The following is a 2979-nucleotide window of genomic DNA, read 5'->3' as shown; positions in this document are numbered from 1 at the left end:
CGCCAAGATATCGAGATCATCTTACATCTCGGCAACCTCATTCCGCACCCGATCTTCGACACGCAGGTCGCGGCCATGGTTTGCGGTTTCGGCGACAGCGTCTCCTATGATCAGCTCGTCAACCGCGTCACCGGTACCCAGATCGACAAGTCTTCGCGCTTCACCGACTGGAGCCGCCGGCCGCTGACCGACAAGCAGCTCGACTACGCACTCGCCGACGTCACGCATCTGCGCGACATCTACAAGTATCTCGCCGCCGAACTGGAGCGCGAGGGGCGTTCGCTGTGGCTGACCGAAGAGATGGCAATCCTCGAAGCGCGGGACACCTACGACCTGCATCCCGACGATGCCTGGCAGCGTCTGAAGATGCGCGTCAAGAAGCCGATCGAACTCGCCGTCCTCAAGACCGTCGCCGCCTGGCGCGAACGCGAGGCGCGCGCCCGCAACGTACCGCGCGGTCGCATCCTCAAGGACGACGCCATCTACGAAATCGCCCAGCAGCAACCGAAGGACGCGGAAGCGCTCGCGCGGCTCAGGACCATCCCCAAGGGATGGGAACGCTCCGGCGCCGGAACTGCGGTCATAGAGGCAGTTAACGAAGCGCTTGCGATCCCGAAGGCGGACCTGCCGAAAATGCCGCGTCAAAGCCACACGCCGGAAGGTGCCGCTGCCGCAGGCGAAATGCTGAAGGTGCTGTTGAAACTTATCGCCGAAAAGCAGGGCGTCGCCGCGAAGATCATCGCCAACAGCGACGATCTCGACAAGATCGCCGCCGAGGGCGACAAGGCCGATGTCGGCGCGCTCAAGGGCTGGCGGCGCGAACTCTTCGGTGAAACCGCGCTGAAGCTCATCAATGGCGAAGTGGCCCTTCGCTTCGTCGACAAGAAGATCGAGACTGTCGAGCTCGGGAACTGAGCCCCACACGGGCGGAGACAAGTTTCCGCCCGAATCCGGCTCTAGCTGAAAGCGCGGCGGAACAGAATCACCACCGTCTCAAACGGGGTGACAAGGCGTGGAGCCGGCGCGGTCAACCGTGCCGACTGACACGGAGCCGCTTCTTCCGGTACCGGGGCTTTCCGCATGCGTTGGCGCTTCTCCACTTTCGAAGGACTTCTCCTGCTGCTCGTCGTTGCGGGTGCAGGCGCGGTTTACGCATGGGTCTTCTATGGAAAAGGCGCTCTGATCGGCGCCACCTATGCGCTCTTCATGTGCCTGCCGATCATCGCCTTTGAACGGCGCGTCATCTTCCGGCGCCTCAATCGACGCATCCACGCCTTCTCAACCCCAGTGTTCTTCGTCGCCTCGCTCGCGGTCTACTTCGTGCTTCTCGACGTCGGCTACGCCGTCGCCGGCCTGATCATGCAGGCGACCGGCATGATGGAGGACCACTGGATGGCGGCCATGATGCCGTCCAAGACGGTCCTGTTCTTCGCGCTCGGCATTTCAGGATCGCTCGTCTTCATTCTAAGGGTGCGCGAACTGCTTGGGCGCGACGTGTTCCTGAGCCTGCTGACGGGGCGCTACCGCAGACCGATCCAGGAAGAGCGGGTCTTTCTGTTCATCGATCTTGCCGGCTCGACCTCCTTTGCCGAACGGTACGGCGATCTTCGCATGCAGGAATATCTCGGCAAGCTGTTCGCAACGATTGCCGACCCGGTGCTGCGCTATCGCGGGTCGATCGACGATTATGTGGGCGACGCCGCCGTCATCACCTGGCCCTTCGACCGCGCCACCAACAACGCCGCCTGCATCCATTGCGTCTTCGATATTCTGGAAACCATCGATGCGGACGCGCACCGCTGGCAGAAGGAGTTCGGTGAGGTCCCACGCCTGCGCGCAGCCCTCCACGGCGGCACCATCGTCGCTGCCGAAATCGGCCTCGACAGGCACAAGATCACCTATTTCGGCGACACGGTGAACACCACCGCCCGGCTGGAAGGCTTCTGCAAGACGCTCGGCCACCAGGTGCTGATCTCTACCGACCTAGCCCGCAAAATGCGCTTGCCGCACTATGTCAGGGTTGAGGATCTCGGCGAGCACGCGGTCAAGGGGCGCGGCCAGAAGCTCGGCGTTCTGGCGCTGCGTGTCGGTAGCGCGACACCTGCTCTTGCGCCCAGCGCCGCGGAATAGCCGTCGTCGATCTGCATCCGTCAGCCGTGCAGTTTTGCGCCTTTGGTAATCTTGTCGACCAGCTTCTTGTCCGCGTGGATGGCGATGCCGGCGACCGCGGCGTCATCCGGGCGGGTCTCTGCGAAAATCGCGCGATTGGCGTTGTCGTGGCCGGTGGCGAACATGCCATCGACATAGATCGATGCTCGAACGTCTCGCTCGATCGCGCGCCGTTGAATGTCGCCGAGCGTCTTCCCATCTGCAGCGAGTACGATGATCGGCTGAATGCTCAAGGCATTGTAGACGTTGCCGGCGCCGTCGCGATAATCTTCACCGATAATATCGGGCTTCTGCCCGGCAATCCCGGTGGCGAGGAAGGCGGTGACGTTCAGCTTCTGCCAGGTTGCCAGGTCCTCGCGCAAGACGATTGCAAATTTGGTATTGAACATGACGGTCATCTCCATTTCAGCCCGACAGGGTGTGCCGGAAGACGCATTATCGGGTGATGCCGCGATCGATCTTGAACGATTGTGCGGTGCGCCTGGCGACGGCATCCGGGTCGCACCTGCCGTCGATGGCATCGAACGCATCGAGGCGCGCTTGCACGGAAAATTTTTCGAGCCGCACCGTCACGACACCTATGCGATCGGCGTGACGCTGGGCGGTGTCCAAACGTTCCAGTACCGCGGCGAAAGCCGCTTCAGCAATCCCGGGAGCATCATCATCCTCCACCCGGACGAGGTCCATGATGGCGGCGCCGGAACGGAGATCGGGCTGCGCTACCGGATGATGTACCTGCAGCCGGAACGGCTGCTCGCAGCACTCGGCGAAACCGACCGTACCCTGCCCTTCGTGGCAGCACCGGTCGTG

4 protein-coding genes are annotated in these 2979 nt (G+C 62.5%); 3 read left to right on the top strand and 1 reads right to left on the bottom strand.

What is annotated here, in order from left to right:
• Together rnd and I8N66_RS36915 are read left to right on the top strand one after the other, a co-directional pair.
• Positions 1 to 915 (top strand): ribonuclease D (gene rnd / locus I8N66_RS36920; protein ID WP_291165462.1); only part of this gene is annotated, 915 nt, incomplete at its 5' end.
• A 165-nt stretch (positions 916 to 1080) separates the two neighbouring features.
• Complete coding sequence (locus I8N66_RS36915; protein ID WP_291165460.1) at positions 1081 to 2130, top strand: adenylate/guanylate cyclase domain-containing protein; 1050 nt, start codon at positions 1081 to 1083, stop codon at positions 2128 to 2130.
• A gap of 20 nt (positions 2131 to 2150) precedes the next feature.
• Here I8N66_RS36915 and I8N66_RS36910 read toward each other — a convergent pair whose 3' ends face one another.
• Positions 2151 to 2558 carry a DUF2000 family protein gene (locus I8N66_RS36910; protein ID WP_113536967.1) on the bottom strand — a complete coding sequence of 136 codons (408 nt, stop codon included), beginning with the start codon at positions 2556 to 2558 and terminating at the stop codon, positions 2151 to 2153.
• On the opposite strand from I8N66_RS36910, the gene I8N66_RS36905 reads away from it, so the two are divergent.
• A partial coding sequence (locus I8N66_RS36905; RefSeq protein WP_291165457.1) for an AraC family ligand binding domain-containing protein occupies positions 2557 to 2979 on the top strand: 423 nt, incomplete at its 3' end. The genes I8N66_RS36910 and I8N66_RS36905 overlap by 2 nt on opposite strands.

This window comes from Ensifer sp. SSB1, from assembly GCF_016652895.1.
Classification (GTDB): Bacteria; Pseudomonadota; Alphaproteobacteria; order Rhizobiales; family Rhizobiaceae; genus Ensifer.
The sequence above is the reverse complement of the archived record's forward strand: the minus strand, read 5'-3'. Positions and strand labels throughout refer to the sequence as shown.

Bases quoted from the DNA above. Each gene is read 5' to 3' on its own strand.
- I8N66_RS36915 (WP_291165460.1), top strand. From the start codon at position 1,081: ATGCGTTGGCGCTTCTCCACTTTCGAAGGACTTCTCCTGCTGCTCGTC.
- I8N66_RS36910 (WP_113536967.1), bottom strand. From the start codon at position 2,558: ATGTTCAATACCAAATTTGCAATCGTCTTGCGCGAGGACCTGGCAACC.